General features: G+C 73.4%; 21 protein-coding genes. 7 read left to right on the top strand and 14 right to left on the bottom strand.

Features of this window, described 5'->3' with window-relative positions:
• Positions 1-94 precede the first annotated feature (94 nt).
• The 3 genes from ddaH to asnB all read right to left on the bottom strand — a co-directional run bounded on the left by ddaH (position 95) and on the right by asnB (position 3258).
• Positions 95-871, bottom strand: coding sequence for a dimethylargininase (ddaH, locus tag ACIGWZ_RS38340; protein WP_400072499.1), 777 nt, complete (start codon positions 869-871; stop codon positions 95-97).
• 41 nt (positions 872-912) lie between these two features.
• On the bottom strand, positions 913-1302 hold the full coding sequence (locus ACIGWZ_RS38335) for a GntR family transcriptional regulator (protein WP_400072497.1): 390 nt from the start codon (positions 1300-1302) through the stop codon (positions 913-915).
• A 105-nt stretch (positions 1303-1407) separates the two neighbouring features.
• Positions 1408-3258, bottom strand: a complete 1851-nt coding sequence (gene asnB, locus ACIGWZ_RS38330; protein WP_400072495.1) for an asparagine synthase (glutamine-hydrolyzing) — start codon at positions 3256-3258, stop codon at positions 1408-1410.
• Positions 3259-3483: 225 nt separating this feature from the next.
• Here asnB and ACIGWZ_RS38325 point away from each other — a divergent pair, with 225 nt between their 5' ends.
• On the top strand, positions 3484-4422 hold the full coding sequence (locus tag ACIGWZ_RS38325) for a GNAT family N-acetyltransferase (protein ID WP_400072493.1): 939 nt from the start codon (positions 3484-3486) through the stop codon (positions 4420-4422).
• 126 nt (positions 4423-4548) lie between these two features.
• Here the strand turns inward: ACIGWZ_RS38325 and ACIGWZ_RS38320 are convergent, their stop codons facing one another.
• Positions 4549-5208 carry a class I SAM-dependent methyltransferase gene (locus ACIGWZ_RS38320; RefSeq protein WP_400072491.1) on the bottom strand — a complete coding sequence of 220 codons (660 nt, stop codon included), beginning with the start codon at positions 5206-5208 and terminating at the stop codon, positions 4549-4551.
• A gap of 91 nt (positions 5209-5299) precedes the next feature.
• Between ACIGWZ_RS38320 and ACIGWZ_RS38315 the strand changes: the two genes are divergently transcribed.
• Positions 5300-5506 (top strand): hypothetical protein, encoded by a 207-nt coding sequence (locus ACIGWZ_RS38315; RefSeq protein WP_400072490.1) that lies wholly within the window; start codon positions 5300-5302, stop codon positions 5504-5506.
• Between the two features lie 310 nt (positions 5507-5816).
• Complete coding sequence (locus tag ACIGWZ_RS38310; protein ID WP_400072488.1) at positions 5817-6854, top strand: lytic polysaccharide monooxygenase; 1038 nt, start codon at positions 5817-5819, stop codon at positions 6852-6854.
• A gap of 166 nt (positions 6855-7020) precedes the next feature.
• On the opposite strand, the gene ACIGWZ_RS38305 is transcribed toward ACIGWZ_RS38310, so the two are convergent.
• On the bottom strand, positions 7021-7497 hold the full coding sequence (locus tag ACIGWZ_RS38305; protein ID WP_400072486.1) for an Lrp/AsnC family transcriptional regulator: 477 nt from the start codon (positions 7495-7497) through the stop codon (positions 7021-7023).
• 80 nt (positions 7498-7577) lie between these two features.
• On the opposite strand from ACIGWZ_RS38305, the gene ACIGWZ_RS38300 reads away from it, so the two are divergent.
• On the top strand, positions 7578-8888 hold the full coding sequence (locus ACIGWZ_RS38300) for an APC family permease (RefSeq protein ID WP_400072484.1): 1311 nt from the start codon (positions 7578-7580) through the stop codon (positions 8886-8888).
• A 24-nt stretch (positions 8889-8912) separates the two neighbouring features.
• Here the strand turns inward: ACIGWZ_RS38300 and ACIGWZ_RS38295 are convergent, their stop codons facing one another.
• The 3 genes from ACIGWZ_RS38295 to ACIGWZ_RS38285 all read right to left on the bottom strand — a co-directional run bounded on the left by ACIGWZ_RS38295 (position 8913) and on the right by ACIGWZ_RS38285 (position 14637).
• Positions 8913-9821, bottom strand: coding sequence for an esterase/lipase family protein (locus ACIGWZ_RS38295; RefSeq protein WP_400072481.1), 909 nt, complete (start codon positions 9819-9821; stop codon positions 8913-8915).
• 251 nt (positions 9822-10072) lie between these two features.
• On the bottom strand, positions 10073-11134 hold the full coding sequence (locus ACIGWZ_RS38290; protein WP_400072479.1) for a helix-hairpin-helix domain-containing protein: 1062 nt from the start codon (positions 11132-11134) through the stop codon (positions 10073-10075).
• The gene (locus tag ACIGWZ_RS38285; protein WP_400072477.1) at positions 11131-14637 is read right to left on the bottom strand and encodes a DNA polymerase III subunit alpha; all 3507 of its coding nucleotides are present in this window, start codon (positions 14635-14637) and stop codon (positions 11131-11133) included. Before ACIGWZ_RS38285 ends, ACIGWZ_RS38290 begins: the two co-directional genes overlap by 4 nt.
• A gap of 226 nt (positions 14638-14863) precedes the next feature.
• On the opposite strand from ACIGWZ_RS38285, the gene ACIGWZ_RS38280 reads away from it, so the two are divergent.
• The gene (locus ACIGWZ_RS38280; RefSeq protein WP_400072476.1) at positions 14864-15952 is read left to right on the top strand and encodes a DUF3533 domain-containing protein; all 1089 of its coding nucleotides are present in this window, start codon (positions 14864-14866) and stop codon (positions 15950-15952) included.
• Between the two features lie 146 nt (positions 15953-16098).
• Here ACIGWZ_RS38280 and ACIGWZ_RS38275 read toward each other — a convergent pair whose 3' ends face one another.
• A complete protein-coding gene (locus ACIGWZ_RS38275; protein WP_400072474.1) occupies positions 16099-16869 on the bottom strand; it encodes an SDR family NAD(P)-dependent oxidoreductase in 771 nt (256 codons plus the stop codon).
• Positions 16870-16976: 107 nt separating this feature from the next.
• Between ACIGWZ_RS38275 and ACIGWZ_RS38270 the strand changes: the two genes are divergently transcribed.
• On the top strand, positions 16977-17636 hold the full coding sequence (locus tag ACIGWZ_RS38270) for a TetR/AcrR family transcriptional regulator (protein WP_400072472.1): 660 nt from the start codon (positions 16977-16979) through the stop codon (positions 17634-17636).
• 341 nt (positions 17637-17977) lie between these two features.
• On the top strand, positions 17978-18418 hold the full coding sequence (locus ACIGWZ_RS38265; RefSeq protein ID WP_400072470.1) for a subtilase-type protease inhibitor: 441 nt from the start codon (positions 17978-17980) through the stop codon (positions 18416-18418).
• Between the two features lie 407 nt (positions 18419-18825).
• Here ACIGWZ_RS38265 and ACIGWZ_RS38260 read toward each other — a convergent pair whose 3' ends face one another.
• From ACIGWZ_RS38260 to ACIGWZ_RS38240, 5 genes are all read right to left on the bottom strand, one after another.
• Positions 18826-19899, bottom strand: a complete 1074-nt coding sequence (locus ACIGWZ_RS38260; protein WP_400072468.1) for a S1 family peptidase — start codon at positions 19897-19899, stop codon at positions 18826-18828.
• 560 nt (positions 19900-20459) lie between these two features.
• Entirely contained in the window at positions 20460-21425 is a 966-nt protein-coding gene (locus tag ACIGWZ_RS38255) for a slipin family protein (protein ID WP_400072466.1), read from the bottom strand.
• Between the two features lie 276 nt (positions 21426-21701).
• A complete protein-coding gene (locus ACIGWZ_RS38250) occupies positions 21702-22613 on the bottom strand; it encodes a S1 family peptidase (protein ID WP_400072464.1) in 912 nt (303 codons plus the stop codon).
• Between the two features lie 274 nt (positions 22614-22887).
• Complete coding sequence (locus tag ACIGWZ_RS38245) at positions 22888-23733, bottom strand: DUF1684 domain-containing protein (RefSeq protein ID WP_400072462.1); 846 nt, start codon at positions 23731-23733, stop codon at positions 22888-22890.
• 168 nt (positions 23734-23901) lie between these two features.
• Positions 23902-24756: an amino acid ABC transporter ATP-binding protein gene (locus tag ACIGWZ_RS38240; protein WP_400072461.1), complete on the bottom strand. Its 855-nt coding sequence runs from the start codon at positions 24754-24756 to the stop codon at positions 23902-23904.
• Positions 24757-24818 lie beyond the last annotated feature (62 nt).

The raw sequence follows: 24818 nt of genomic DNA, 5'->3' as shown, positions 1-24818 counted from the left end.
TCCGCACACCTGCGGCACCGCCCGGAAGCCGTCCGGCCGGTGGGACGCCGCGCTGCTGCTCGGCCGACCCGGCCGGTTCACGGGGCCGCCCGGTTCACCCGGAGAGCTCCCGCAGGCGTACCGACAGGCAGGTCACACAGCCCTCCAGCTTCTCGAACTCGCCGATGTCCACCAGGACCGTCCGGTATCCCAGGCCGTCGAGGAGTTCCGCGGTCCTGGGGGCGGAGGCGGCCATCAGGAGCGCCTCGCCGCCCAGGAGGACGACATGGGCGCCGGCCTCCTCGGGGACGGGGCGGAAGGCGGGGAAGACGGCGGGGTCCTCGACCAGTGGCGGGTAGCCGATGACGGTGCCGTCCGGGAGGGCGGTGACCGCGGACTTCAGATGCAGGACGCGGCTGATCGGCACGGCGACGACGCGGGCGCCCAACGGCTCGAAGGCGGCGCGGAGTTGGCATACTCCCTCGGCGTTGGTACGGCCGCCGCGGCCGACGTAGACGGTGTCGCCGACCTTCAGGACGTCGCCGCCGTCGAGCGTGCCGGGCGCCCGGACCTCCTCGACCGAGCAGCCGAGCGCCTCGGCCGCGGCGCGGGCGGCGGGGATCTCGGGCCTGCGGGGGTCCGCGCCGGGGCGGGCGATCAGCGCGACGTCGCGGAAGACGACCATGGTGTCCTCGATGAACACCGCGTCCGGGCAGTCGTCGGCGGGCGCCACCTCGGTGGTCCGCCAGCCGTGGTCGCGCAGCGTGCGGACGTAACGCTCCCACTGGTGCAGGGCGCGTGCGGGATCCACCGGCTGCCGGTCGATATGGGTGACCAGGCCCTCGGCGATCCGTGGGCCGGGGCGGCGGACGAGGGCCTGTCGGCTGGGCATGCGGGTCTCCCTCCGGGCCGGTGCGGGCGGGTGCTGTCCGGTCAGGCCTGCGGACCGTACGTCGCGGTCAGCGCGTCCTGGACCGCGGCGAGGGCGGCGGCGCGGTCCAGGCCGAGGCGCTCGGCGCGGCGCGCGTAGGTCTCGGCGGCCGCGGCGGCCTCCTTGTCCGCGGCCTCGCCGGCCGCCGCGATGAAGCTGCCGTTGCGGCCCCGGGTCTCGATCACGCCGTCGGACTCCAGGGCGCGGTAGGCCTTGGCGACGGTGTTGGCGGCGAGGCCGAGCTCTTCGGCGAGGCCGCGGACGGTGGGGAGTTTGTAGCCGACCGGCAGACCGCCGCCCCGGGCCAGGTCGGCGATCTGGGTGCGCACCTGCTCGAACGGCGCGTCGGCCGCGTCCGGATCGATGGTGAGCGTGAGGGTCTGCGGGGACACGGTGGCGCTCCTGGTGCTGAGGGTGGGGCGGGGGACCCATTGTGCGCCAGGAGCGGCCGCCGTGCCGGAATCGGGGCGATAGCCCTGTGGGGTGTTGACCGGGGGCTAGAGTTCGAGGGTGGTGCCGGTCGTCCGCAGCCAGGCGTCCATGCCCAGGACCAGTTCGGCGCCGGGGCGGATGTCGCTGGAGGCGCCGTCGGCGGTGACCCGCGCGAGGGCGCCGGAGTCCACCAGCGGGCGCACGGGGGCGTCCCGGTCGGCGGCCAGTTTCCTCAACTCCTCGCGCAGCGCCTCGTTGTAGCGCGGGTCCTGGGTGCTGGGGTAGGGGCTCTTGACGCGGTCGGCCACCAGATCGGGCAGGACGTCGCGGGTGGCGGCGCGCAGCAGCGACTTCTCGCGGCCGTCGAACGTCTTCATGGACCAGGGGGTGTTGAAGACGTACTCGACGAGGCGGTGGTCGCAGAAGGGGACGCGCACCTCGAGCCCCACGGCCATGCTGGCGCGGTCCTTGCGGTCGAGGAGTATCTGCACGAAGCGGGTCAGATGGAGGTAGCTGATCTCGCGCATCCGGCGCTGGAGTCCGGTGTCGCTGTCCAGGTACGGGACTTCGCCGAGCGCCTCGCGGTAGCGGTGGTCCTGGTATCCGCGCAGGTCGAGCTTGGAGAGCAGGGCCGGGTCCAGCAGCGCCTCGCGGGTGGTGTTGCCGCCGGCGAACCGTCCCGAGAGTCCGGCCGCGATCCAGGGGAAGGTGTCGGCGTGCACGGCCTCGGGGTCGTGGAACCAGCGGTAGCCGCCGAAGACCTCGTCCGCGGACTCGCCGGAGAGGGCGACCGTGGACTGTTCGCGGACGGCCTTGAAGAGGAGGTAGAGGGAGGTGTCGCCGTCGCCGAAGCCGTTGGGCAGGTCGCGGGCGGCCAGGACGGCGGCGCGGTGGCCGGGGTCCATCAGGGCGGCGGTGTCCAGGACGATGTCGTGGTGGTCGGAGCGTACGTGCTCGGCCAGGGCGTGCGCGTACGGCCCGTCGGGGGTGCCGCGCAGGTCGTCGGGCGTGAAGTTCTCGGTGTAGCCGGTGAAGTCGACGGCGAAGGAGCGCACCGGGCCGCTGCCCTGTTCGGCCAGCGCCCTGGCGGAGAGGGCGGTGATGGCGGACGAGTCCAGGCCGCCGGAGAGCAGGGTGCACAGGGGCACGTCGGCGATCAGCTGGCGGGCGACGATGTCGTCGAGGAGCGCGCGGACGTGGGCGACGGTGGTGTCGAGATCGTCGGTGTGCTCGCGGGCCTCGAGCGCCCAGTAGCGCTTGATGGTGACACCGCCGCGGCCCACGCGGACGATATGGCCGGGGCGCACCTCGTGCATGCCCTTGTAGACGGCGTGGCCGGGGGTCTTGGTGAAGGTGATCAGCTCGGCCAGGCCCTCGGCGTCGACGATGGGCCGTACGGAGGGGTGGGCGAGGATCGCCTTGGGCTCGGAGCCGAAGAGCACGCCGTCGGGCGTGGGGTGGTAATAGAGCGGCTTGATGCCCATCCGGTCGCGTATCAGCAGGAGCTGTTCGGTACGCGGGTCCCAGAGGGCGAAGGCGTACATGCCGTTGAGGCGCTCGGCGAACGCCTCGCCCCACTCGAGGTAGGCGTGCAGGACGACCTCGGTGTCGCTGGTGGTGCGGAAGGTGTGGCCCAGCTGCGTCAGCTCGGCGCGCAGTTCGCGGTAGTTGTAGACCTCGCCGCTGTAGGTGGTGACGAGCAGGGTGCGGCCGTCGTCGTCGACGGCCATGGGCTGCTTGCCGCCTTCGATGTCGATGACGGCGAGACGGCGGTGGCCGAGCGCGGCATGCGTGCCGAGCCAGACGCCGGCGGCGTCCGGGCCGCGGCAGGCCATCGTCGCGGTCATCGCCTCGAGCGTGGGGCGCTGCGTGGTGAGGTCGTGGTCGTAGGAGATCCATCCGGTGATTCCGCACATGGTGGCGGCTCCTCTCCTTGCCTGGGCGGCGGGCCGGCACGATCCTGCGGCGGCCTGCGGCGGTCACCGTACGCTCAGATAGTTGCAGGGGCCACCTATAGTGTAGGCGGACTGTCCGGAATGAGCCACGCGTACGCCGCTTTACGGAAAAGGGATGGCAAATCGCCGACCGGGCACCGGAAAAGAAGAGGTAAATCCGTACGTGGCGGCGTACCGTCCGCGGCCATGACACCTCTCGTGCGCGACTTCCGCCCCTCCGATGCCAAGGCCGTCGCGGACCTGCGGCGCGCCGCGCTGCCGTTCTTGATCGCCACTCCGCAGAGCGTCGCCTGGCAGGTGACCAGCGCCCCGGCGGCGGAGCGCCTGCGGCTGTTCGTCGCCGAGCTGGACGGCCGGGTGGTCGGCGCGGTCCACAGCGGTCTGCTGCACGAGAGCAGCACTCCGGGCCAGGGCGCGGCCAATCCGCAGGTGCACCCCGACCACCGGCGCCGGGGCGTCGGCGGCGCCCTGCTGACCGCGGCCGAGGAGCATCTGACCGCGGCCGGCGCCCACCGTCTCTTCGCCTGGGCGAGCGACGAACCCGGCCCGCTGGCGTTCGCGGAGCGCCACGGCTACCGCACCACCCGGCGATCCCGCTGCCTACGGCTCGATCTTGCCGCCGCCGAGCTGCCGCCGCTCCCCGCCTCGCTGCCGCCCGGCGTCCGGCTCTGCGCCGCCGCGGACTTCGGCGCCGACCCGAGCCCGCTGTACGCGGCCGACGCCGAGGCCACCGCCGACGAGCCGGGCGATGTCACCATCGACGCCATCGCCTACGAGGGCTGGCTGCGCTCCGTCTGGGAACGCCCCGACATCGACCTGGACCTCAGCTCCGTGGTGACCGTGGACGGCGAGGTGGCCGCCTTCTCCCTGGCCTCCACCGACGGTCTCGGCCGCTACTCCTCGGCCATGACCGGCAGTCGCCGCGCCTTCCGCGGCCGTGGCCTGGCCCGCCTCGCCAAGACCCGCTCCCTGCGCCGCGCCCGGGACGCCGGCTGCGCCGAGGCGTTCACCGGCAACGACGCCACCAACGCCCCGATGCTCGCCATCAACCGCGCCTTCGGCTACCGGCCGTTCGGCGGGGAGTGGCGGTGCGTACGGGAGTTGGAGCAGCCGGGACGGCGGTGAACCCGCGCTCGCGAAGCTCCGGAGAAGCCACCGCCCGGCCGGGGGCGGACCGGGGGCGGACCGGCGCCGACGGGGCGCCGGGCGGTCGCCTCACCAGGGCGGGCCGTCTCACCGGACCTGACGGTCTCACCGGGCCGGGCCGCCGCGCAGCGGGGTCTCGGCGATCAGCGCATACCGCTCGTCCGTCACCTCCTTGCCCCACAGGACGGCGTCGTGGGACAGCCGCTCCAGCTGCGTACGCTCCGCCAACGGGGCCACGAGGCGGAGCAGTTCGGCGGCGGATATGCCCATCGGCTCGGCCTCGCCCCAGCGCCCCTCGACCAGCACCAGACGCCCGCCGGGCACGAGCAGCCCGGCCCAGCGGCGCAGCGCGGCCGCCGGGTCCGGCAGCGCCCACAGGACATGCCGTACCAGGACCGCATCGAACCGCCGCTCCCCCACGGGCGGTTCGGCGGCCTCCCCGACCAGGAGGCGGGCCGCCCGCCCCGCGAGCTTGGCGCGGGCCCGGGCGATCATGGCGGGCGAGCGATCGATGCCGGTGACCCGGTGCCCCTGCTCGGCGGCGAGCAGCGTCAGGCTTCCCGTACCGCAGCCGAGGTCGAGTATCCCGGCGGGCCCGGACGGCAGCCAGGACCGCAGCCGGGCGGCCCAGGCGGCACGCACCGCGGGGTCGCGCAGGCCGTGATCGGGCTCGTCGTCGAAGCGTTCGGCGGCGGCCTCCCAGTAGGCGGCGCCGGAGCCGGGCGGGGGCGGTTCGGTCCGGTCGGCGGACTTCTCGATCTCCATACCCCGATGGTGACAGGGACCACTGACAATGCGGCAGCGAGCGGACCTCGCCCGCCGCTGCCGCTGCCACCGTCGGCCGTACCGTGCGGGCATGCACAGCACCCGCGATGACCGGCACGACGAGCCGTTGTCCGCCGAGGAGCGGGAGCTCCTCCTCCCGCACCTGCACCGCTTCGCGCGGCACGACCTCGATCTGTTCGCCGCGCTGGAGGTGGGAGACCCCGCATACCCGGCCTGTCCGACGCTGACGCGCGACCCCGTGGCGGGCATGGAACGGGCCGGCTACCGCCGTCCGTGACGGAGGCGAATTCAGGGGACACCCCGGACCGTCGCGGGCTCCCGCCCCCCAACCCCCGCTCCACATGCCCGCTTTGGGCACCCCTGCCTGTGCCCCCGCTTAGTGCCGCCTTAAACGGACCATAAGGATCTCCAGGATCGGGCTTCGGCCCTCAGATCCGCTGTTCAGCGGGGCTAGCGTGCTTCTCGCAAGGCGGGGTTCGTGCCCCGGCGCCGCTCACCGGGGGACGGCACCGGGCATGTGTCCCGACCCCCCACGTCCCGTCTTGCCGCCCGCCCCGCTCGACGTACCGATGAAGGAGACCCCCACGATGACCGCTCGTCGCACGGCCACGCGTACGGCCAGTCGTACGGCCGGCCGGAAGGCCACCGCGATCGCGCTGGCCGGCCTCGCGCCGCTCGCGCTGACCGTTTTGACCGCAAGTCCGGCCGCGGCGCACGGTTCGATGTCGGACCCCGTCAGCCGGGTCTCGGCGTGCTACGCGGAAGGGCCCGAGAGCCCGAAGTCCGCGGCGTGCAAGGCCGCTGTGCAGGCCAGTGGCGCGCAGGCCTTCTACGACTGGAACGCGGTGCGGGACGGCAACGCCGGCGGCCAGTCGAAGACCAAGATCCCGGACGGGAAGCTGTGCAGCGGCGGCGACGACAAGTACAAGGGGCTGGACCTGCCGCGTGCCGACTGGCCGTCGTCCGCGATGCGGGCCGGCAGCCACACGTTCCACTACAAGGCCACCGCCCCGCACAAGGGCTCCTTCGAGCTGTACCTCACCAAGGACGGCTACAACCCGACCAAGCCGCTGAAGTGGTCGGACCTGGAGGCCAAGCCGTTCGTGAAGGTGACCGACCCGACGCTGACGAACGGTGAGTACGTCTTCGACGGGAAGGTGCCGCAGCGGTCCGGGCGCCATCTGATCTACAGCATCTGGCAGCGGTCGGACAGCCCGGAGGCGTTCTACACCTGCTCGGATGTGGTGTTCGGCAAGGACAGCGGTGGCCGGGCGGGCGCCGGGTCCGCCGCCACCCCCGCGCCGGCCGCGTCCGCGCCGACGGACGCCCAGATCGCGGCAGGCGCGGACAAGTCGTCGATGGACATGAGTCGGCACGGCCATGACGCGGGCGCCCCGCACACCGAGGCGGCCCCCTCGGACGGCGCCGCCCAGGGCCGTGGCGCGCACTCCGGCGGCACGCACCCCGACGGCGCCGCCCGGCCGGCCGACGGCACGCGGCTCGCCGAGACGGGCGGGGACGGCTCGACCGCCCCGGTCGCGATCGGCGGCGCCACCGTACTGGCCGCAGGGGCCGCGGTCCTGTTCGGCACGGCCCGGCGCAAGGCGGCCCGAGGCCGCAACTGACCCCGTACGGCGGGGTGAACCGGGGCAGGGGCCGCTGACGGCTTCGCCCCGTGACCGGAGAGCTTTCCTACCACCGCCCCCCACTCGCCGGGGCCCGACTGCGACGGTCCCCGGCGTCCCGCGGCGTCGTCCCCTTCCCCACCTCGGAGGGGGCGGCGCCGCGTCGTCATGCGTCGGCGGGGCCGTTGGCCGGCAGCGGGCCGATGATGTCGTTGGCGACATGCTGATAGATGACCGAGCTACGGCAGTCGACCACCTCGCGGCGCTTGAAGACCTCGTCCATCAGCAGCCCGTGCAACCGGTCGACGTCCGGTACGGCGACGTGGACCAGGAAGTCGTCGCCGCCCGCGACGACATAGACGTTGAGCACCTCGGGCAGCGAGACCAGGAACGCCTTGAAGCGCTCGATGAGTTCGCGGTTCAGGGGGCGGATGCGGACGGTGAGCAGGGCCTGTACGGGGCGGTTGAGGGCGCGCAGGTCCACCGTCGCGCGATAGCCGGTGATCACGCCGCGGGCGCGGAGCGCGCGGACCCGTTCCAGGCAGGTGGAGGGGGCAATGCCCAGCATGCGGGCCAGTTCGCGGTTGGTCTGCCGTGCATCGCGCTGCAGTTCGCGGACAATCGCCGAATCAATGTCGTCCATGGTGTCCATGGTGCGGCCTGGGCCGAATTTCGTTCGGCGAGGACGAAAGTTGATCAATCCTACGGCTACGTTCGGCAACTGTGACCGCGCAAAAGACAACTCTCCCCGCTTCTGCACGGCCGGATGTACGGCGGCTGGGCGTCGGCGGCGGTACCGCGCTGTGCGCGGGTGCCGTGCTCGGCCCCGGTGTGCTGACCCTGCCGTCCCTGGCCGCCGACGCGGCGGGCCCCGCCTCGGTCCTGGCCTGGGCCGTTCTGCTGGCCATGTGTGTGCCGGTGGCCGCCTCCTTCGCGGCGCTCGGCGTACGGTTCCCCGACGGCGGGGGCGTGGCCACCTTCGTCCACCGGGCGATCGGGCCGCGGGCGGCGGCCGTCGTGGGGTGGTGGTTCTACGGGGCGGTGCCGATCGGGGTGGTCTCGGCGTCCTGGATCGGCGGGAAGTACGTGGCCGACGCGGCCGGTTGGGGCGAGGCGGGCGCGGCGGCGGTCGGCGCTCTGGTGCTGGCCGGGTCGCTGGCGTCCAATGCGTTCGGGCTGCGGATGTCGGGGCGGGTGCAGCTGATGCTCGGCGGGCTGCTGGCGGCGGTGCTGCTGTGTGCGGTGCTGGCCGCCGCCCCGCACGTCACCGCCGCGCACTTCACCCCGTTCATGCCCGGTGGCTGGACGTCGGTCGGCTCGGCGGCCTCGGTGCTGTTCTTCGCGTTCGCGGGGTGGGAGGCGGCGAGCCATCTGTCCGGTGAATTCGCCGACCCCGGGCGGGACCTGCCGCGGGTGACCCGTAACACCCTCGCCGTCGTCGGCGTGCTCTATCTCGGCCTGGCGCTCGTCACGGTCGGCGCGCTGGGTCCGGCCGCGGCCGGCACCGACACCCCGCTGACCGATCTGCTCGCCCGGAGCGTGGGCGTCGCCGCCCGCCCCGTCGCCGCGGCGGCGGCGCTCTTCCTCACCTTCGGGGCGGTCAACTCCTATCTGGCCGGCGCCTCCCGGCTCGGTGCCGCCCTCGGCCGGGACGGGGCGGCGCCCCGCTGGCTGGCCAAGGGCGGCGAGCCGGGCGAGGTGCCGCGCCGCTCGCTCGCGGTGCTGGGCACGGCCGCCGTGCTCCTGGCCGTGGCGGCCCGGTGGCGCGGCGCCGGTCTCCCGGTGCTGATGGAGGCGACCGCCACCTGCCTGGCGGCCGTGACCCTGGCCGGCCTCGCCGCCGCGCTGGTGCTGCTGCCGCGCCGTACTCCCCTGTGCTGCGGCGTGATCGCCAGCGCCGTGCTGACGGTCGTGGTGCTTGCCTTCTCGGGACGGCTGCTGCTGATTCCCCTTCTGCTGGCGGTGGCCTCGTTCTCCTTTCTGACGCTGCGCGGAGCGCTCGTCCGCACGGCCGCCCGGCGGGTCGACCGCTGAGGCCCCCGGCGGAGGGGAGCGGGGTCAGAAGGCCGATGCGCAGGTCGTGGGGGTGGCGTGGGCGGGGTCGAGGGCGTTGGCCGCTTCGTGGAAGGCGATCCTGTCGACGGTACCGATGGCCACATGCTCGGACAGGTCGGCGGGACACAGGTCCTGGAGCACGACGTTGTGGACATCGGGGCCGTCGAGGAAGCCCGACCGGTACGGCGTGACGACCTCGTCGTACTTCGTGGCGATGACGGTGTAGTGCACGCCCGGGACGGTGTCGCCGCCCTCGTTGAGCCGGTTGAGGACGTCGGAGCCGGCGATCTGGTCCGTCAGGCCGGGGGTCAGTTCGCCGAGGTACTTCTCGGCGTCCGGGAAGTGCTCCAGGAGGCGGGTCAGGCCGTTCAGATCGGTGCCGTGGTTGTCGGGAGCCAGCCCGACGAGCGCGTTCACCTTGTCCGCGCCGCCGTGGAACTTGAGGTAGACGCGCGGCATCATGCCGCCCTGGGAGTGGCCGACGAGATCGGCCTTGTGTGCTCCGGTGGCGGCCAGCACCCGGTCGACGTAGGTGGCGAGCTGTTGGGCGGACGCGTCGACCGGCCCGAGGCCGTGGAAGAGCGGGACGCCGGGCAGCTGGCCGTAGTCGAGGGAGAAGACGCAGTAGCCACGGGCCACCAGATAGGGCGCGAGGCCCAGCCAGTTGTCGACGGAGTTGCCGAGCGTGCCGTGCACCAGGACCACCGGGCGGGGGTGCGCGGCGGAGGGTTTGCAGGAGAAGTTGTTCCAGCCGCTGCTGACGGTTCGGTAGGGGCGGCCCGCGGCGTCCTCGGCCGGGGTGGTGGTGGGCGACGGGCGGGCCGCCGCGGCGGGGGTGGGGGAGGTGGTGACACCCAGCGCCAGGGCGAGGGCGGGGAAGAGAGTCAGCGCTCTTGACCAGCGCAGCTTCATACGATGCTCCTTGCGGGGTGAGGGGACTCCGAAGTGCTCGGTGAGCCGTTCACCTGCGATCCGGATCGCAAGGGCCAACGCAGTTGACTGTCAAGTAAGTTACGGCCGAGTAAGCAGAAGGGGCCAGTCGCGTGACGGTGAAGGAAGCGACACGGAACCTTTACCGGACGTCCGGGTACGAAGCGCGCCGGGGAGTGCTTGGCCCGCATGCCACGGCCGGGCCGATCATCTTCACGGCGGCCGAGGAGGCCTTACGGCCACCCGGGCCCGGCCCCGCCGTCGAGCTTTGCCGCCGGGCGCACGGCGCCGGCCCCGAAGCGCGCCCTGGCCCGGTCGACGGCCGCCTCGATGCGGTGCGCCTTGTCGTCGACGGGGTCGAACATGAGCTGGCGCGCGGCGAGTTCGGCGCGGCACAGATCCTCCGCCCGCAGCGCCAGGGCCCGTACCCGCGCCCGCTGCAGGCCGAGCGCGGCGTGCAGCGCATAGGCCGCCGAGGTGAGCGCGGGGCCGTGCGCGGTCGGTTCGGCCAGCCGCCGGGTGCGGGTCGTGGTGGTGCGGTCGGCGTAGCGGACGGTGAGGGTGAGGGTACGGGCCGCCTGCCCGCTCGCGCGCAGCCGGGCACCGAGGTCGTCGGCGAGCGAGAGCAGCGCGTGGCGGCGCCGTACGGGGTCCAGTTCGTCGTGCGCGAAGCGGTGCTCGGCGCCCATCGAGCGGGACGGGGCGTTGGGCGTCACCGGCGTCGGGTCGATGCCACGGGCCCGTTCGTGCACCGCGCGGCCGGTCCTCGCGCCGAGGATCCGCTGGAGCGTGGCGGGCGGCGCGGCGGCGATCCGTTCGACGCTGTCGAGTCCGTACGCACACAGGGTGCGTGCGGTCGCGGGTCCGACGCCGTACAGCGCCGAGGCCGGGCGGCGGGCGAGGAAGGAGGTGAGGGGGCCGTCGTCCGAGGGGACGGCGCGGATCTCGCCGGGCGGCGCGGTCTGGGCCGCCATCCGCGCGAGCAGGGGGTTGGCGCCGATCCCGATGGTGCACCGCATGCCGTACCAGGCCAGCGCGCGCAGCCGGATCAGCTCGGCGATGCCCTCCGCGTCCCGGTCGAAGTAGCGCAGCGCGCCGCGGACGTCGGCCAGCGCGGCGTCCGGCGGCAGCGCCTCGACCACCGGCGTGAACTGCGCCAGGAGGCCGAGCAGCTGCTCGTACCGGTCGGCGCCGACGGGCGTACCGTCGGCGGTCCGGAAGCGCACATGGAGGGTGGCCGGCGGGCGCGCGGCGGCCGGGTCCGGCGGGGCGGCGGGGCCCGCACCGGGGTTCATCCCGCGCTCCCCGGGCTGGAGTGCCACAGCTTGCGGCCGGTGGCGGCGCGTTCACCGGCGGGCTGGAGGTCGGCCCACGGGTGCATTTCGTAGCCGGTCTCCAGGCGGATGGTGCGGGCGGGGGCGGCGGGGGAAGGGCCGGCGGCCGGCCCGGGCTCCTCCCCGGGTGCCGCGGCCGGGCGGTCCGGTCCGGCGGCCAGCCGCGCGGCGACCGCCTTCAGGCCGCCCTCGCGGCGCAGTTCGGCCAGTTCGGCGAGGTTCCAGGCGGCCGCGCCGACCACGCTGAGGCTGCGCGGCCCGCGGCGCTGGACCGTTCCGCGGACCAGCAGCAGCCAGGAGTGGAAGACGGTGTGCGCACAGGCCTCGTGGGAATCGTCGAAGAAGGCGCAGTCGACCAGTCCGGTGCTGTCGTCGAGGGTGGTGAAGATGACCCGGCGGCCGGAGCGGACCGGCGGGGTCTGGGTGGCCGCCTTGGCCCCGGCGACCAGCACCGTCTCGCCGTGCCGGGTGCCGCGCAGCAGCCGGGCCGGCAGCACGCCGAGCTCCGTGAGGAACTCCCGGTGGTCGGCCATCAGATGACGGGAGGCGTCCATGCCGAGGACGCCCAGCTCGGCGCTGAGCCGCTCGACGTCGCCGAGGTCGGGCAGCCCCGCCGGCTCGACCGCATCGGCCGGGGTCTCCCGATCCGTATGCAGCGTCAGCTGGCCGTTGGGGGCGCTTCGTCGGTGGTGGTGCAGTTCGGCGACATGCAGCAGCAGATCGCGCCGGTTGGCGCCGAAGGAGTCCAGCGCGCCGACCCGGGCGAGGCGTTCGGCCACCGGGCGGGACGGCCGGGCCCGCTGCCACAGGTCCTGGAGCGAGCGGTAGGGCTGCCCGGTCTCGATCCGCCGCGCCTCGGCCTCGCTCATCCCGTGGACGTCACAGAAGGCGAGCCGCAGCCCCCAGACACCACGGGAATCATCTCCACCGGACACCAGTTCGATTCGATGGGCGACCGCCGACCGGTTCACATCCAGCGGCAGCACCGGCACCCCGCGCCGCCGGGCGTCCGCGAGCAGCAGCCGCTTCGGGTACATGCCGGGGTCGTGGGTGAGCAGCCCGGCGTAGAAGGCCGCGGGATGGTGCGCCTTGAGCCAGGCGGACTGGTAGGTGGGCACCGCGAAGGCGACCGCATGCGCCTTGCAGAAGCCGTACGCGCCGAAGGCCTCGACGATCTCCCAGGTGTGCGCGATGACGTCGGGGGGGTAGCCGCGCCCCTCGGCCCGCTGCGCGAACCAGGCGCGCACCCGCCCCTGGAGTTCGGGGTGCGACAGCGCGCGCCGCTTCTCGTCCGCCTCGTCCCGCCCGCATCCGGTCATGATCCGCAGCGTTTCGATGATCTGCTCGTGGAAGACCACCACCCCGTAGGTCTCGCGCAGCGGTTCCTCCAGGTCGGGGTGCGGATAGCGGACCGGCCTGCGGCCGTGCCGGGCCTCGATGAAGGGCCGCACCATATCGGCGGCGACCGGCCCCGGCCGGAAGAGGGAGATGTCGACGACGAGGTCGTGGAAGGTGGCGGGCTGGAGCCTGCCGACCAGATCGCGCTGGCCGGGCGATTCGATCTGGAAGCAGCCGAGGGTCTCGGTGGAGCGGATCAGGCTGTAGGTCCGCTCATCCCCCGGCGGCACCTGCGCCGGGTCGTCGAGGTCGATGCGGCGCCCGGTGGCCCGGCCGATCTCGGCGACCGCGTGCGCCATCGCGGACTGCATCCGTACGCCCAGGACATCGAGCTTGAGCAGCCCCATCTCCTCCACGTCGTCCTTGTCGAACTGGGCCATGGCGAACCCCTCGCCGCTGGTGGGCACGACGGGCGTCCGGTCCAGCAGCGTGGCATCCGAGAGCAGCACCCCGCACGGGTGCATGGCGATCCCGCGCGGCAGCGCATCCAGCGCCTCGACCAGCTGCCACAGCCGCTCGCCGCCGGCCTCCTGTACGCCGCGCAGCTCGGGGAGTTCGGCCAGCGCGGCCCGCGCGTCGCGGGCGCGGATGTGCGGGAAGGCCTTGGCGAGCCGGTCCACCCGCGCCGGGTCCATGCCCATCGCGGCGCCCACGTCCCGTACGGCATGCCGTACGCGATAGGTCTCGGGCATCGAGACGGTCGCCACCCGCTCCTCCCCGAAGCGGTCGAAGATCGCACGGTAGACCTCCAGCCGGCGGGCGGACTCCACGTCGATGTCGATGTCCGGCAGCGCCGCCCGCCGCTCGGACAGGAAGCGCTCCATCAGCAGCCCGTGCTCGACCGGGTCGGCGTGCGCGATGCCCAGGAGGTGGTTGACCAGGGATCCGGCGCCGGACCCGCGGGCCGCGGTCCGGATGCCCCTCTCCCGTACGTCGTCCACGACCCGGGCGACCGTCAGGAAGTACGAGGGGTAGCCGAGCCGCTCGATCGTCCGGAGCTCGTCGTGCAGCCGCTCCCACCGCGTGCGGTCGCGGTCGTAGCCGCGCAGCACCATCGCGGCGGCGCAGCGGGAGCGCAGCACCCGGGCGGCGGTGCGGCGGCCGGCGCCGACCAGGTGGGGCTCGGGGAAGTGGATGCGGCCGAGCCCGATGTCGTCCCGGGGGTCGACCAGGCACTCGCCGGCGGTCTCCTCGGTCATGGCGAGCAGCCGGTGGGCGAGGCCGCGGCGGAATCCGGCCGCCTCGGCGATCCGGTCGGCGGTCCGGCTCATCTCGGCGGTGCCCTTGAGCCAGCGCTCGCCGCCGTCCCGGGCCTCGGGGCGGCGGTCGACCGGGACCAGGCGGCGGGCCGAGTCCAGGACATCGGCGACCGGGCCCTGGCCGGGGTCGGCGTAGCGAACCGCGTTGGTCAGGACGGCGCGGATGCCCTGGTCGACGGCGAAGCCGAGGGTACGGGCGGCCAGCCGCGGGGAGCCGGGGCCGCTGCCGGGGCGGCCGTGGTCGACGACCTCCAGGCGGAGCGCGTCGCCGTACAGTTCGCGCCAGGGGGCGAGGAGGCGGGCGGCGCGGTCCGGGCGGCCGGCGGCCAGCGCCCGGCCGGTCTCGGAGTCCGGGCCGAGCAGGACGGTCAGGCCGTCGGTGGCCTGTTCCAGGGCGCCCCAGGGGACGGCGGGCCGCTCCGGCCGGCCGGCGTGGGCGGCGGAGATCAGCCGGCACAGGGCGGCCCAGCCGGGTGCGCCGTCGCGGGCGAGGAAGACGACGCGGGCGGCGGACTCGTCGAGGAAGGCGCCGCCGCGCACCGGGGTGCGCCGGCGGGCGGTGGCCGCGGGGGCCTCGACGGCCGGCTCGCGCTCCGCCACGGCGAGTTCGGTGCCGAACAGCGGGCGGATACCGGCCTCGGCGGCGGCCTTGGCGAACCGTACGGCCCCGGAGAGGCCGTCCCGGTCGGTCAGCGCGAGGGCGTCCATCCCGCGCTCGGCGGCGCGCTCGGCGAGCCGCTCCGGGTGGGAGGCACCGTAGCGCAGGGAGAACCCCGAAGCGGTGTGCAGATGCGTGAACCCGGGCATCCACACCTCCTGCGCCTCATCCGCCCCCCGGCTCATCCCGAGTCCCCCTGATTCCTCCCTCCACCATAGCGCGAACTCGAACATTCGTACGAACACGCGGAGAGGGCACACCCGCGCCGCAGCCCGCCGGCCCGGCCTTCCCTCGACCGGCTTCCGCCGCCCGGCCTTCCGTCGATCGGCCCCGTCCGATCTGCGCGCCCCCACCGCCGCCCGGAAGATATGGGCCATGACCACCACGGACGACGGCACCCGCACCCGCATGACCTTCACCGAGGAGGTCAAGAGCGCGGTGACCACCCGGGCCGCGCTGCTGGTGGTCGGCGTACTGGGCCTGATGGTCGCGTTCATCACGTCGTACGCGGGCGCCTTCCACGACCCCAGGCCGGTGGATGTGCCGCTCGGCGTGGTCGCCCCCGCGCAGGCCCGCGGGCAGCTGGTGGCCGAGCTGAACCGGCTGCCCGGGTCACCGCTCGACCCGCGCGCGGTGACCTCGGAGCGGCAGGCGCGCCGACAGATCGCGGACCGGACGATCGATGCCGCGCTGCTCGTCGATCCCCGCGGCACCACCGACCGGCTCCTGGTGGCGAGCGGCGGCGGCGCCTCGCTCTCGCAGGCCGTCGAGCTGGTCGTCCGGGCGGCGGAGAAGTCCCGGCAGCGCACCGTGCGCACGATCGACATCGTCCCGGCCGCCGGCGGTGACGCCCGCAGCCTGACGTCCTTCTACCTCGTCGTGGGCTGGTGCGTCGGCGGCTATCTGTGCGCCGCGATCCTCGCCATCAGCCATGGCGCCCGCCCGGCCAACGGGGCGCGGGCGGTCATCCGGCTGGCCGCGCTCGCGCTCTATGCGGCGGTCGCCGGGCTGGCGGGTGCGCTCATCGTCGGCCCGGTCCTCGGCGCGCTGCCCGGCAGCATCTGGGGACTGTGGGGGCTGGGCGCCCTGATCGTCTTCGCGGTCGGGGCCAGCACGCTGGCCTTCCAGGCACTGCTGGGCGTCATCGGCATCGGCCTGGCGATCCTGTTGATCGTGGTGTTCGGCAACCCGAGCGCGGGCGGCGCCTACCCGTACCCGTTGCTGCCACCGTTCTGGCGGTCACTCGGCCCCGCGCTGCCACCGGGCGCGGGCACCTGGGCGGCGCGCTCCGTCGCGTACTTCCGCGACCATGCGGTGACCGGGCCGCTGCTGGTACTGGCCGCCTGGGCAGTGGGCGGCGCCGTGGTGACCATGGTGCTCGCGATGCTCCGCACGAAGGACGACGGCACGGAGGACGGCAGGGACGACGCCCCAGCCGACGACGGGGCGCGGCGGCCCGCCTGAGCCCGGGGCGGCCGCACCCCGGCGGATACCGGGAAGGGCACGGCACCCGCACGTGCTGCGCCCCTCCCGACGCCACACGCGCGGGCACCGCGCCCTTCCCGCCGTCCCGACCTCCCCCGGCCACCTCCGCGGAGGGCTCAACCGGCTCACATATGGGTGCCGCCGTCGATGCGGATCTCCGTGCCGGTGATGAACGCGCCGTCCTGCGAGGCCAGCATCGCGATGACGCCCGCGACGGTCTCCGGGCCCGCGAAGCCCTGGCCGATGGCCGGGGCGAGCTTGGTGAACAGGCTCATATCGGCGTCCTCGGGCAGCCCCGGGCCGCGACCGCTGGTCATGTTGCTGGCGATGGAGCCGGGCGCCACGCACACCGCGCGCAACCCCTGCTTGCTGTACTCGCTCGCGATGGCGTGCGTCATCGACTGGATACCGCCCTTGCTCGCCGCGTACGCCGACATGTACGGGTGCGCGAACGAGGCCGAGGTGGAGCTGAAGTTGACCACGACCGGGGAGTCGCCCTCCAGGAGGGCGGGCAGCGCCTCACGGATCATCAGGAAGGTGCCGGTCAGATTGACCGCGATGATCTTGTTGAAGAAGTCCAGGCCGGTCTCGTGGGTGTGCGAGGAACGCAGGATGCCGGCCGCGTTGACCAGGACGTCCAGGCCGCCGAGGCCGGACACCGCGGCGGCGACGCCGGCCCGGACGGCCGCCTCGTCGGATATGTCCAGCGGCGCGGTCACCAGGCGGCCGGCCACGCCGTCCGCGGCGGCGCGGTCGGCGGTGGCCTTGAGCCCCGCCTCGTCGATATCGGCCGCCACCACCCGGCCGCCCTCGGCCAGGATCCGGTGGACGGCGGCCCGGCCGATGCCCGAACCGGCTCCGGTGATCAGTACGCGGCGTCCGTCAAAGCGGTTCATGGTGCTGCTCCGTTCATGAGGTTCAGCCGCACCGTACGCCTATATGGCACGTCGTGCCATCTTCACACGTCACGCCACTCTGTCACCGCACTCCGTAAGCTGACCCCATGCCGACCGCGCCCCGCCCTTCACCCGCCGCCCGCCCCTCGCTGACCGAGCGACGCAAGGCCGAGACCCAGCTGGAGATCGCCCGCACCGCGGCCGCCCTGTTCGCGGAGCGCGGCGCCGCGGTCACCGCCGACGAGATCGCCCGCGCCGCCGGCGTCGCGCTGCGCACCTTCTACCGCTACTTCCGCACCAAGGAGGACGCGGTGGCGCCGCTGCTCGCCGTCGGCGTACGGCAGTGGCTCGACGACCTGGCCGCACCCCCCGCCGGGCCGGACGCGCCGCCCGTGCGCGAGGCGCTCGAACGGGCCGCGCGCCGGGCCCTGACCCCGGCCGACGCACCGGCCACGGAGGCGTTGCACTGGACCCGGGGACTGCTGCGGGCGATGCCCGGCGATCCGGCGCTGCGCGCGGTCTGGCACCGGGTGCACCACGACTCCGAGGAGGCCCTGGTCCCGATCCTGGCGCGGCTGACGGACGCCGGTCCGCTGGCCGTACGGCTGGGGGCGGCGGCCGCGAACACTGCGATGCGGGTCGCGGTGGAGGAATGGGCCTCGGGCGACGAACCGGAGGACGGGCCGCAGGGGCCGGCGGAGCTGGTGATCCGCGGCATGCGGGCCCTGACGGCGGGACTGCCGGAGCTCGACGACCGCAAGGGATAGCGGCTCCCGGGACCGGCCGAACCCCAGACGGAGACGGCCTCCGGCCCCCCTCTTCGGCCAATCGGGCGGAGATCGACACCCGCCCGAACGACCGGTCGGCGGCCGGATTCCTCCCCTCCGGCCGCGCCGGGCCGCCTCTCGCGCATGATCATCCGTACGACATCCCCGCTGGCCGCACATCATGCCGTCACACCCTCTTCACATCTCCCTCGCATTCGTTCGCGCCATTACCCACCGCATGCATCTATCGACTCAAAGCAATCGCCCGAGGTGCGGACGGGGCGCGGTTGGGGCCAGACTCCCGTCCGGCATCTGCACCTACAAGCAAGGGAGTGTTCGTCATGCGGTACATCTCTGGAGCGGTCGCACTCGGCGCGGCGCTGGTTCTCGGCACACTGGCCACCACCGCGCAGGCGGCCACGGCTCCGGCGCAGCCCGTGCGGTCCGGCGGGCTGTACGCCCCGACGGAGCTGGTGCTCACCGTCGGCCAGGGCGAGAGCCGCGCGACGGCCACCGTGGAGCGCGCGGTCACCCTCAGCTGTATGCCACGGGCGACCGGCAGCCACCCGAACCCGAGAGCCGCCTGCGCCCAGCTGCGTTCGGTATCCGGCGACTTCACCGAGGTGACCGGCGCGGTGACGGAGCGGCTGTGCACCAAGGAATGGGACCCGGTCGTGGTCACCGCGGACGGCGTCTGGCAGGGCCACCGGGTGTCGTACACCTACACCTTCGCCAACTCGTGCACGATGAACGGTGGCCAGGGCTCGGTGTTCCGGTTCTGACCGCACGGACCAGGTCCCCGGGCGCCGGACGGCGGCGCCCGGGGACCTCGCCGTACGAACGGCCTCTTGGCCGCCGGCCTCTCCCCGTCACCCCCTCCCCGCCGGCTCCACGGACGGCCGACTTCGGCCCCAACTGCCGCTGCGGGCAAGGCCCGAGGCGTATACAGGGGCGCACGGCGAGGCCTTGCGCGGGTGCCTGCGGGTGCCCGGTGACCTACGGACGTGCGGACCACGGGGCGAGGCACGGGGGCGCGGCACGGCCCCGGACACCGAGCACGTCCGGGGCCGGCCGCCACCGCCGATCTCCATCGCCCCGCACAGGTCAACCGGCCTGCACGGTCAGCGGATCGCCCCGGTCAGCGGATCCGCCCGGTCGGCCGACCCGCACGGTCGGCCGTCCGTCACGGTCAGCCGATCTCCGCGCCGTAGGCCTGCAGGGCCTCCGGGACCGGCTGGAAGAAGGTCTCGCCGCCGCCGGAGCAGTCGCCGCTGCCGCCGGAGGTGAGGCCGAGCGCGGACTCGCCGTCGAAGAGGGCGCCGCCGCTGTCGCCGGGCTCGGCGCAGACGTCGGTCTGGATCAGACCGTCGACCGTGCCCTCCTGGTAGTTGACGCTGGCGTTCAGCGCCTTGACCGTGCCGTCGTGGACCTGAGTGGTGCTGCCGCTGCGCTGCACCTTCTCGCCGACCGTGGCGTCCGCGGCCTTGGTGATCTTCTGGGTGCTGCCGTTGTAGAGGTCCACCTCGCTCGGGTGCGCGGTGTCGCCGGTGTACTTGACGATGGCGTAGTCGTCACCGGGGAACTTGGAGTCCTCGGTGGCCGCGATCTCCGAGCCGCCCTGCTGGTCGGACCAGCTCTGGACGGCGTTGCCGCAGTGGCCGGCCGTCAGGAAGTACGGCTGGCCGTCCTTGACGACATTGAAGCCGAGCGAGCAGCGGGCGCCGCTGCCCCAGATCGCGTCGCCGCCACCGATGAAGGGCTTGAACTCGCCCTTGCTGTGGCGGAGTTCGACCTTGTCGCCGAGACCCTGGGTGACCCGCGTGAGCCGGTCCAGCTTGGCGCCCTTGACCGTGCGGTCGGCGGTCACCACGACCTTGTTGCCGACCGGGTCGACGCCCCAGGAGGTGCCGGGGATGGTCGCCTTCGACTTCAGGGTCTGCCGGGCCGCGTCGAGCTGGGCGAGCGTGTGCTTGACGATTCTCGCCTCCGCCCCCTTCGCCCGTACGGTCTTGGCCGCCGCCTCGTCCAGGACGTTGACCACGAGCTTCTTGGCCTGGGCGTCGTAGTACGCGCCGGCCGTGCCGGTCTTGAGCTGGGACGCCAGGGCGGTCGCCGCGGCGGAGGTCAGTTTGGCCACCTTGGGGGTGACGGGGGCGGGGGCCGCATGGGCGTTGGCGAGGGTGACGGTGGCGGTGGCAGCGAGGGCCAGCGCTCCCGCGCCCGCCAGGACTGCGCGCCGGTTGGGTATGCGTCGGTGCTTCAACTCAAAGCCTCCCGTGGGGGGATGGGCCCGGTCTGTGGGGAGATGCACGGGCCCGAGAGTGTGAGGAATCGGGACACAAACGTTCCACCCGGCGTAGCAGCACTCCGTTGCAGCGCTCCGGGGAGTCGCGTCCATGCCAACGTGCGGGGCCGAGTATCCCCATCCCTCTCACTCGTGCACAAGACCGAGTTCCGGTCTCGCATACGAGAGTTCACGGCTTCACCACATGACGGTCACACCGCTGTCTGCGCCCAAGGGTCCTCGGTACGGATATGGCCCCTCCGTACGGAGAAGGCCGTGCCTGGAGTACGGACATGCCGGCACCTGGCCGGAATCGGCCCCCCGTCCACAGCCCTCGCCCGGCGGCCCTCGCCTGCGGCCGGGGCCGGACAGCAGTGATCGCCGTATCCGTCCGAAGGGCACAGCTCAAGGGCGGGTACGGCGATCGGATGCTGCGGTCGTTGCGGTTGCGGTCGGGTGTTGCGGTCGGAGGCGGTGGCCGTGGCCGTGGCTGTTGCCGTTGCGGTCAGTTGGCGTGGGTGGCGTTATCCGTGGTGGCGTTATCCGCGGTCCGTGCCCCGTCCCGCGTCAAGGCTGTCGGCCGCTCGGAGGTCCGGGAGATCCGCCAGCTCCGTGGGCAGCGCGCTCTGCTTCATGTCCGCGATGCCGTCGGCCTCCGCGGGCGTCGCCCGCTCGGCGTGGTCCCGGCGCTCCGCCTCGGCCTGTGCGGTCTGCACCTCGGCCTGTGCGGTCTGCGCCTGTGCCTGGAGGCCGGAGCGCTCCAGGAAGCGCAGCAGCTCCACCGGGAACGGCAGCACCAGGGTGGAGTTCTTCTCGGCGGCGACCGCCACCACGGTCTGCAGCAGTCGCAGCTGTAGCGCCGCGGGCTGGTCGGACATCGCCGCGGCCGCCTCGGCCAGCTTCTTCGAGGCCTGCAGCTCGGCGTCGGCGTTGATCACCCGGGCGCGCCGGTCGCGGGTCGCCTCGGCCTGGCGGGCCATCGACCGCTTCATCGTCTCCGGCAGCGAGACGTCCTTGATCTCCACCCGGTCGACGGTGACTCCCCAGCCGATGGCCGGGCTGTCCATCATCAGCTCCAGGCCCTGGTTGAGCTTCTCGCGGTTGGAGAGCAGATCGTCCAGTTCGCTCTTGCCGATGATCGACCGCAGCGAGGTCTGCGCCATCTGCGAAACCGCGAAGCGGTAGTCCTCGACCCGGATGACGGCGTCGGCGGCATCGACGACCTTGAAGTAGACCACCGCGTCGACCCGGACCGTGACGTTGTCGCGGGTGATGCCTTCCTGGGCGGGCACCGGCATCGTGATGATCTGCATATTGACCTTACGCATCCGGTCGACACCCGGAACGATCATGGTGAATCCCGGTTGCCGCACCTCGGAGACCAGTCGCCCGAGCCGCAGCACCACACCCCGCTCGTACTGCTTGACCACGCGGGCCGCGGCCATGAGGTACACCACGCCGGCGCACCCCAGCGCCACCCCGGCCGTCACCAGTTCTGCGACCATCACGGCCCCCTGACGTACGCCGTAAGCCGTCCGCCATCCGTTCCGGCGTCTGATTCCACCGTCCGAATGGCGCTTTGTTGTAATGGTATGCCCGGTTCAGGGGGTGGTCGAAAGGGTCCTCGCGGCGGGCTCGGGCGGTCCCCGAACGGGCCCCGAGCGGTTCTCGGGGGGGCGGTCCGCGAGCGCCGTCGGGCCCCCGTCCGCCGGCGGACGGGGGCCCTCGTCGGAGCCCGGTCGGTCCCGGTCGGCCCGGCCGGTCACTCTCCGTTCACGCGGTCAGTACACGCTCACGCCGTACGCGCTCAGCGCCTCGGTCACGGGCTGGAAGAACGTCGTACCGCCGGAAGTGCAGTCGCCGCTGCCGCCGGAGGTCAGGCCCAGCGCCTTGGTGCCGGAGTAGAGGGGGCCGCCGCTGTCGCCGGGCTCGGCGCAGACGGTGGTCTGGATGAGTCCGGAGACGATGTCGCCGCCGCCGTAGTTGACGGTGGCGTTCAGGCCGGTGACCTTTCCGCTGTGGGTGCCGGTCGTGGAGCCGCGCCGGGTGACCGTCTGGCCGACGGTCGGGGTGCCTGCGCTGGTGATGTCCTGACTGCCGACCGTTCCAGCGTGCGCCAGAGAGGTGTTGGTGTACTTCACGATGCCGTAGTCGTTGCCGGGGAAGCTGGTGCCGGTGGTCGGCCCGATGCTCGTGGTGTTCGAGGAGTTGGTGTACCAGGGCGGCTTGCCCTCGGTGCAGTGCCCGGCCGTCAGGAAGTAGTACGTGCTGCCGCTGCGGACGTTGAAGCCGAGCGAGCAGCGCCAGCTGGGCGCGTAGATGGCGTCTCCGCCGGAGATCAGCTTGCGCAGGGTGCCGGAGGTGCGCTCGATGCGCAGTGCGCCGGCGTTGCCGCCCGCGGCCTGCTCGATGCGGGCGATCTCGGCGCGGGAGACGGTGCGGTCGGCGGTGACGACCAGGGTGTGGGTCTTCGGGTCGACGGACCAGGCGGTGCCGGCGACGTCCGCGGTGCGTACCGCGTTGCCGGCGGCGGAGAGCTGCGTGGCGCTGAACGTCTTTGCGGGGGCGGGGTCCTGGGCGCTGGCGGCGGTCGGGACGGCGATGGCACCGACGGCGACCAGACCGGACGCCGCGGCGATCAGCCGGGTGCGTCTCGCTACGCCGCTGCGGGGGATGGTGCGCTCGTTCCTCACGTGATTCCTCCGAGGGGGATGAATGGCCGCCTGTGGGCGGCCCGGTGAGGCGCAGCCGAAGGCACGCGGGAATCCGCACATCGATGTTTCAGCGTGCCCCTGACAAGCGCTGGTCCGGAGTGTCGGGCGCACCGCCCCCGCGGCGCAAGAGGGCCTCGGAAATATGTCCGCCGACGGGCGCCTCGACGTGTCCCGCGCTCAACGCGCCGCCCCGGCAGCCTTGTCGGGGCTGCCGGGGCGGCGGGTTGACCCCCTCGGTCGGAGGTGGGACGGCTCAGCGCGTGCGGCGGTTCCGTTCACCGGCCCGCAGCGCGAAGGGGAGGGTGTTGCCGGGCGGCGGGAAGGGGCACAGAAAGTGGTCGGCGAAGGCGCAGGGCGGCAGCAGGGTGCGGTTGAGATCGACGGTGACGGTGCCGTCCGCGGCGGGCGCGGGCGGCCGCAGGAAGCGGAAGCGGTAGCTGTCCGTGCCGCTGGTGGCGTCGGCGAGGACCGCCCACAGGGAGCCGTCGGCCTCGACCGCGACCTGGAGGGTGTGTTCGTCGCCGTCCAGGGGGAAGGCCAGTTCACCGGCCAGGCCGAGGCCGCGCCGGGCGCCGTCGGCGTTGGGTACCAGGACGCTGCGCCGCTCCCCGTACGGGCGGAACAGGCCGGGCCGTATCCAGCGCTCGTCGTGGTCGTAGGCGTCGATTCCGGCGAAGTCGCGGCGGTTGGCGGAGCCGGGGTCGAAGTCCCGTACCGCCCACCGGCCCTCGCGGCGCAGCACCTGCAGATGCCGCTCGCCCTGGGCGACGCGGGTGGCGTCCGGGGCGGGGTCCGGGCCGAGGCGATGGCGCCCCCCACACCGTCCGGGCACCGAGGGATCGCCGGCGGCGGGTCTGCCGTCGACGGTGAGCCGGTCGCCGTCCGTTGCCCGCAGCACGATCTCGTCGCCGTCCGCGGTCCAGGTGCCCGGCAGCCCGTCGATCCGGCCGTGCGGGTGGTCGGCCGGCCAGTGGGTGCCGGTCAGGGCGAGCGGGCCGTACGGGGCCGAGACGGCCCGCTCGCGGCGCTCCCGCCAGTCCTGCCACTCCCGGAGGGCGTGGTTCTCCGCGCTCGTGCCCGTGTCCGCGCTGGTGCTCATGGTCGTTGGTCCTCCCCCGGCGGGCGGTGTGCCGGTTCCGGCAGTGCCTGGTGGAACGGAGCGTTCGGTCCTGGTATTCCGTGGTCTTCCGTGCGGCGAGCGCAAGGGCGGCGGACAGGGCGCGGCCGGCGGTTCAACGGGGCTCTCCGCACGCTTACCCGGCTCATGTCACAGGACCTTGGAGAGAAAGGACCTGGTGCGCTCGTGGCGCGGGTTGTCGAGCACCTCGTCGGGCGGGCCCTGCTCGACGATCCGGCCGCCGTCCATGAAGACGACGGTGTCGGCCACCTCGCGGGCGAAGCCGATCTCATGGGTGACGACGATCATGGTGGTGCCCCGGTGCGCCAAGTCCTTGATGACGTCGAGGACTTCGCCGACCAGCTCCGGGTCGAGGGCCGACGTCGGCTCGTCGAAGAGCAGCAGCTTGGGTTCCAGGGCGAGGGCGCGGGCGATGGCGACCCGCTGCTGCTGGCCGCCGGAGAGCCGGCGGGGGTAGGCGTCGGCCTTGTCCGCGAGCCCGACCCGGGCCAGCAGTGCTCGGGCGGTTTCGACGACCTCCTTCTTCGGCCTGCGCAGGGCGGAGAGCGGCGCCTCGGTGAGGTTTTCGAGGACGGTCAGATGCGGGAAGAGGTTGAAGTTCTGGAAGACGAAGCCGATGCCGGTGCGCTGCTTGAGGATCTCCCGTTCGGGCAGCTCGTACAGTCTTTCCGCCCGTCGCCCACCCTTGGCGGAGGCCCTTCGGGCCGCAGTTCTGCTCTCGCGCCGGTAGCCGACCAGGGAGCCGTCCACGCTCACCCAGCCGCCGTCGACCTTCTCGAGGTGGTTGATGGTGCGCAGCAGGGTGGACTTGCCCGAGCCGGACGGGCCCAGGACGACCGCGACCTCGCCGGCGCGGACTTCCAGGTCCACTCCCCTGAGCACCTCCAGCGCGCCGAAGCTCTTGCGGACGGCGCGGACGTCGACCATCACACGGGAAGCGGCGGCGGTAGCGGTAGAGGCGGCAGCGGTGTCCGGTGTGCTCATCGGGTGGCTCCTTTGGCGAAGTGGCGTTCGGCGTAGTGCCGGCCGCCGGTGGCAGGACGAGA

This window comes from Streptomyces sp. NPDC053427 (assembly GCF_044544985.1).
Classification (GTDB): domain Bacteria; phylum Actinomycetota; class Actinomycetes; order Streptomycetales; family Streptomycetaceae; genus Streptomyces.
This window is presented reverse-complemented; position numbering and strand designations above follow the sequence as displayed.